The sequence below is a fragment of the Burkholderia sp. HAN2018 genome (assembly GCF_024704855.1).
GTDB classification, from domain to species: Bacteria; Pseudomonadota; Gammaproteobacteria; order Burkholderiales; family Burkholderiaceae; genus Burkholderia; species Burkholderia cepacia.
This window is the reverse complement of the sequence record NZ_QOBB01000083.1, coordinates 22,328-28,327: the sequence shown is the minus strand read 5'-3', so window position 1 is coordinate 28,327 and position 6,000 is coordinate 22,328. Positions and strand designations below refer to the sequence as shown.

The window sequence follows — 6,000 nt, the reverse complement described above, 5'->3', positions numbered from 1 at the left end:
TTCACCGCGCCGCCGGCCGCAAGCGGCACCGGCACCGCAGCCGTCTGCGGCGCGCCGTCGAGGTTGCGCGACAGCCCGGTGCGCAGGAACTCGAGCGCCGCGCGGCGCGTGTCGTCGCTGTCGTCCGGCAGCGTCAGCGTGCCGACCGCGAACACCGCGCCGTCCACGTGCGCGGCCTGCATCCGCATCGGCATCGACGCGCCGCCGATCGCCACCGGCTGCTGCTCGACGGTCGGCTTCGCCGGCAGGTCGACGGTGTAGCCGGCGTCGTTGTGCAGCGTGCGCCAGTCGTACGACGGCGAGCACGCGGCCAGCGCGACGCTCATGCACGCGAGCGCGGCGAAGTGTCGCAGCGGGCGAAAAAGGGGGCGCAACGAATCGGTGACTTCCTTCGGCATGGCGTGGAGCGGGCAGGCAAAACGGGCATTATCCGCCGAACGTGAATTCCGGGATGCGTGGCCGCCGTCGGTGCACATCCCGCATTCGCGCTAAAATGAGCGCCGAATTTCGATGTCCTTTGCTTCGATCCGCGTCATCGACCGACTCCGAGAGCACCAGATGAACACCACGCCTCCCGCCCGGCGCAGCGCCGGACCCGTCCGCTACATCGTCGCCGCCGCCGTCGTCGCGGCGATCGCCGTGGCCGGCTTCTTCGCGTTCAACGGCAAGTCCACCGTGCCGGACGCCACGTTCACGCTGCTGTCGGGCCAGAAGGTCTCGACCGCAGGCGACCTGAAAGGCAAGGTCTATCTCGTGAACTTCTGGGCGACGAGCTGCGCGACCTGCATGCAGGAAATGCCGCAGATGGTCGATACCTATAATCGCTTCAAGGGTCAGGGGCTGGAGTTCGTCGCCGTCGCGATGAACTACGATCCGCCGATGTACGTCGCGAACTATGCGCAGACGCGCCAGTTGCCGTTCAAGGTCGCGCTCGACGACGGCAGCGTCGCGAAGCAGTTCGGCAACGTGCAGCTCACGCCGACGACCTTCGTCGTCGACAAGGACGGCAAGATCCTGAAGCGCTACGTCGGCGCACCGCAGTTCGCGGAGCTCGACGCACTGCTCAAGAAGGCACTCGACAGCAACGCGGCCTGAGCGCCGCCCGATCCGGCTCGAAGGGCCGCGCGCCGCGCCCTCCTCCGCACGACGGACCGCACGACCGGGCAACCCGGTTCTGCGGTCCGTTCGCTTTTCAGCGCTCGGTTTCGCCTTTCGCCGACAGCCCGTAGCGTTTCATCTTCTCGTACAGCGTCGCCTTGCCGACATGCAGCCGGTCGGCCGTCGCGGCGACCGCGCCGCCCGTCTGGTTCAGCGCCTCGGCGATCACCGCGCGCTCGAATTGCTCGATGCGCTCCTTCAGCGTCTGCTCGTTGTCGGCGTCGCCGCCGTTCGCGCCCGTCTCCTGCGGCATGTCGGCCACGCCGAGCACGAAGCGGTCGGCCGCGTTGCGCAGCTCGCGCACGTTGCCGGGCCAGTCGCGCTGCATCAGGCTCGCGCGCTGCCGGTCGGTCAGCACCGGCGCCGGCCGCGCGTAACGCACGGCCGCATCGAGCATGAAGTGCTCGAACAGCGGCACGATGTCCTCGCGGCGCTCGGCAAGCGGCGGCAGCGCGATCGTCACGACGTTGAGCCGGTACAGCAGGTCGCGCCGGAACGTGCCGGCCGCGACGAGCTCGCTCATGTCGCCCTTCGCGGCCGCGACGACGCGGCAGTTCACGCGGATCGGCTGGTTCGAGCCGAGCCGCTCCAGCACGCCGTCCTGCAGCACGCGCAGCAGCTTCACCTGCAGCGCGAGCGGCATGCTTTCGATTTCATCGAGGAACAAGGTGCCGCCGGATGCGTACTCGAGCTTGCCGACCCGGCGCTTCGCAGCGCCGGTGAACGCGCCGGGCTCGTAGCCGAACATCTCCGATTCGAACATCGGCTCGGGCAGCGCGCCGCAGTTCACCGCGATGAACGGCTTGTCGCGACGCGGCGACAGCTCGTGCAGGCTGCGCGCGATCAGCTCCTTGCCGGCACCCGTGTCGCCGTTGATCAGCACCGACGCGTCGGTCGGCGCGACGTTCGCGATCAGCTTGCGCACCTGCTCGATCGCGGGGCTGCGGCCGATGATGCGCGGCGCGACCACGTTCTGCCCGGCCAGCTCGCGCCGCAGCGCGTGGTTCTCGAGCACGAGCTCGCGCCGCTCGAGCGCACGGCGCACCGTCTCGATCAGGCGCTCGGCCGCGAACGGTTTTTCGATGAAGTCGTACGCGCCGTCGCGCATCGCCTGCACGGCCATCGAGATGTCGCCGTGCCCCGTGACGAGAATCACGGGCACGTCGGGCACGCGCTCGCGGCACTGCGCGAGCACGTCGAGCCCGCTCGCGCCGGGCAGCCGGATGTCGCTGACGATCGCGCCGGCGGTATCCGCGACGATCGCCTTCTCGGCTGTCTCGGCCGACTCGAAGCCGGCGACGTCGAACCCCGCCAGCTGAAGGCTCTGCACGCTTGCCCGGCGAACGAGCGCATCGTCTTCGATATAGATCACTTGCAGGCGGTTGGCCATCGTACTCACTTGCTCCTGACGGGCCGCGCAGCGGCAGCGCGCGCGGCGGCGTTGATACCGATCGTGCACCGATCGGGCGGGCGGCATGGCGCGCCTAGCGCGAGCCCGCCGGCTCGGACACGGAGTCCGGATGATGCGTGCGGGCGCGCCGCAGCGTCAAGACGAACAGCGCGCCGCCCGACGGCGCGTTGCGCGCGGTCAGCGCCCCGCCCGCGTCGCTCGCGATCGACGACGAGATCGCGAGCCCGAGCCCCAGCCCACGCCCCATTTCCTTGGTCGTGAAGAACGGCTCGAACAGGCGCGGCAGCAGGTCGGGCGCAATGCCGCAGCCGTTGTCGCGCACCTCGATCGCCAGCGTCGCCGCCGACACCCCGATCGTCACCTCGATCGCCGGCGCCGCCACGCCGGCGACCGCGTCGAGCGCGTTGCCGAGCAGGTTGATCAGCACCTGTTCGAGGCGCAGGTCCTCGCAGCGCGCGACGAGCTCGGGATAGTCGCGCGCCAGGTCGAGCGGCGCATCGTGCGCGGGCGACACGGTCGCATCCTGCAACGTCAGCGTGAGCGCGACGCCGCGCAGGCGCTCGTCGAGCAACGACAGCACGCTGCGCAGCGCGCGCACGACCAGCGCCTGCTCGTTGCGCGGCTTCGCGCGGCCGACGAACAGCTTCAGCTGGTTCGTGATCTTGCCCATCCGCTCCGTGAGCGCGGCGATCGCCTCGAGGTTCTCGCGCGCGGCCGCCTGTTCGCCGCGATCGAGCAGCACACGCGTGTTGTCCGAGAAACTGCGCAGCGCCGCGAGCGGCTGGTTCAGTTCGTGCGTGATGCCGGCCGCCATCTGGCCAAGCGCGGCGAGCTTGCTCGCCTGGATCAGTTCGTCGTGCGCGGCGCGCAGTTCCTGTTCCGCGCGGATCCGGTCGCCGACCTCCTTCTGCAGTTGCTCGTTCGCTTCCGACAGGTCGGCCGTGCGCTCTTCGACGCGCCGGTTCAACTCCGCGTACGCCTGCTGCAGCAGCGCGCGGCCGCGAATCATTTCGCGCACGCGCGCGCGGCGCATCCGCCAGTAGAACGCGAGCAGCGCGACCGACACGAAGCCGAAGCCCGTGACGATCGTCGCGTTGCGCGCGTCGGCGTCGACGGGCGCGATCGGCGCCAGCGTGACGAGCAGCCAGTCGGGCTCGCCGATCCGCCGCTTGCTCGCGAGGTAGCGCGGCGCGCGCAGGCCCGCGCCGAGACGCACGATCTCCGCATCGGGGCCCAGCACCTGCTCGATGCGCAGCGGCAACGGCGTGACGGGCTGCTGCGCGTACTGGCGCGTCTCGTAGATCGATGCGGCGACGGGCCCCGTCAGCGGCCGCAGCGTGTGGTACTTCCAGGCGGGCACCGACGACAGGAACACGACGCCGTGGTCGTCCGCGACGACGAGCGGCTCGGACGCATCGGCGCCCTGGAACCACTCGAGGTTGAGCTTCACGACGACGACGCCCGCGATCCTGCCGTCGCGCCACACGGGCTGCGAGATGTAGTAGCCGGGATCACGCGAGATCGTGCCGATCCCGAAGAAGCGGCCGACCTGGCCGTTCATCGCATCGAGGAAATACGGGCGGAAGCGGTATTCGATCCCGACGAAGCTGTCGGGTGCGCGCCAGTTGCTGGCGGCGACACACAGGCCGTCCGCGCCGATCACGTAGGTGACGGTCGCGTGCGCGTGTTCGTTGAGGTCTTCGAGATAGCGGTTGACGCGTGCGGTGTAGTCGGTGCGCTTCGGCTCGGCGAGCAGGTCCTGCACGTACGGATGGCTGCCGAGCAGATAAGGCAGCGATTCGTAGCGGTCGAGCGTGCTCTTGAGCGCGTTGGTGGTGCGGTCGACGCGCACCGCGGCGTTGCGCTGCAACTCTGCGACGCCGCGCCGCCAGGTGATCGTCCACGTCAGCGTGCACGCCGCGGCGAGCGCGGCGGCAAGCACGACGAGAATGAGCAGGCGGCGCGTCACGGTCGAGGCTTCCTGGCGATGCGGATCGCCTATTGTGTCATAGGCCTCCACCTGCCCGCCCTGGCCGCCGCGGGCCGCACCGCCCGCGGGCGATGCCGCCGCCTGCTCCTTCATGACGTCAGACGCCGGCCGTCTCGGTCGGCGTGACCTCGCCGCCGCCCTTCAGCGCCTGACGCAGCTTGTTGCGGTCGAGTTCCTTCTCCCATGCCGACACGACGACGGTCGCGACGCCGTTGCCGACGATGTTGGTCAGCGCACGGCATTCGCTCATGAAGCGGTCGATGCCGAGGATCAGCACCATGCCCGACAGCGGGATCGTCGGCACGACGGCGAGCGTCGCGGCGAGCGTGATGAAGCCCGCGCCGGTGACGCCGCTCGCGCCCTTCGACGTCAGCATCGCGACCGCGAGCAGCGTGAGCTGCTGCATCCACGTCAGTTCGATGTTGGTCGCCTGCGCGATGAACAGCACGGCCATCGTCATGTAGATGTTGGTGCCGTCGAGGTTGAACGAATAGCCGGTCGGCACGACGAGGCCGACGACCGAACGCGAGCAGCCGGCCTTCTCGAGCTTTTCCATCAGCTGCGGCAGCGCGGCTTCCGACGAGCTCGTGCCGAGCACGATCAGCAGCTCTTCCTTGATGTAGGACACGAAGCGGATGATCGAGAAGCCCGTGACGCGGGCGATCGTGCCGAGCACGACGAGCACGAACACGACCGACGTCAGGTAGAACGTGCCGATCAGCTTGAGCAGCGGCACCAGCGAGCCGACACCGTACTTGCCGATCGTGAACGCCATCGCGCCGAACGCGCCGATCGGTGCCAGCTTCGTGACGATGTGCACGATGCCGAACAGCACGCGCGTGAGCCCGTCGATGAAGTCGGTGACGACCTTGCCGCGCTCGCCGAGGTGCGCGAGCACGCTGCCGAACAGCAGTGCGATCAGCAGGATCTGCAGGATCTCGCCCTGCGCGAACGCATCGACCATCGTGTTCGGGATGATGTGCATCAGGAAGTCGACCGTCGACTGCCCGTGCGCCTTCGCCGCGTACGACGCGACGGCCTTGCCGTCGAGCGTCGCCGGATCGATGTTGAAGCCGACGCCCGGACGCAGGATGTGCGTGGCCGCGAGGCCGAGCACCAGCGCGAAGGTCGACACGATCTCGAAGTACAGGAGTGCCTTGCCGCCGACGCGGCCCACCTTCTTCATGTCCTCCATGCCGGCAATGCCGGTGACGACCGTACAGAAGATGATCGGGCCGATGACCATCTTGATCAGCTTGATGAAGCCGTCGCCGAGCGGCTTCATGTCGGTGGCGATCGACGGGTAGAAATGGCCGAGGATCACGCCGACGATGATGGCGAAGATCACCTGCACATAGAGCACTTTGTAGAAGGGTTTCTTCTTCACGATGATTCCTGCTGAAGTAGATGAGCCGATGGAAACGGCGTCACGCGCGCGGAC

At 68.7% G+C, this 6,000-nt stretch carries 5 protein-coding genes; 1 reads left to right on the top strand and 4 read right to left on the bottom strand.

The features are described from left to right. Positions 1-398, bottom strand: a 398-nt coding sequence (locus DPV74_RS20940; RefSeq protein WP_119337880.1) for a hypothetical protein, incomplete at its 3' end; no start/stop codon positions are given. 160 nt (positions 399-558) lie between these two features. Here DPV74_RS20940 and DPV74_RS20935 point away from each other — a divergent pair. After that, positions 559-1,095, top strand: coding sequence for a TlpA disulfide reductase family protein (locus tag DPV74_RS20935; protein ID WP_027789046.1), 537 nt, complete (start codon positions 559-561; stop codon positions 1,093-1,095). Positions 1,096-1,192: 97 nt separating this feature from the next. Here the strand turns inward: DPV74_RS20935 and DPV74_RS20930 are convergent, their stop codons facing one another. From DPV74_RS20930 to DPV74_RS20920, 3 genes are all read right to left on the bottom strand, one after another. Further along, on the bottom strand, positions 1,193-2,548 hold the full coding sequence (locus DPV74_RS20930; RefSeq protein ID WP_119337879.1) for a sigma-54 dependent transcriptional regulator: 1,356 nt from the start codon (positions 2,546-2,548) through the stop codon (positions 1,193-1,195). Between the two features lie 94 nt (positions 2,549-2,642). Beyond that, positions 2,643-4,652 carry an ATP-binding protein gene (locus tag DPV74_RS20925; RefSeq protein WP_060359699.1) on the bottom strand — a complete coding sequence of 670 codons (2,010 nt, stop codon included), beginning with the start codon at positions 4,650-4,652 and terminating at the stop codon, positions 2,643-2,645. A 4-nt stretch (positions 4,653-4,656) separates the two neighbouring features. Further along, positions 4,657-5,946 (bottom strand): dicarboxylate/amino acid:cation symporter, encoded by a 1,290-nt coding sequence (locus DPV74_RS20920; RefSeq protein ID WP_059489813.1) that lies wholly within the window; start codon positions 5,944-5,946, stop codon positions 4,657-4,659. Between the last annotated feature and the right edge of the window lie 54 nt (positions 5,947-6,000).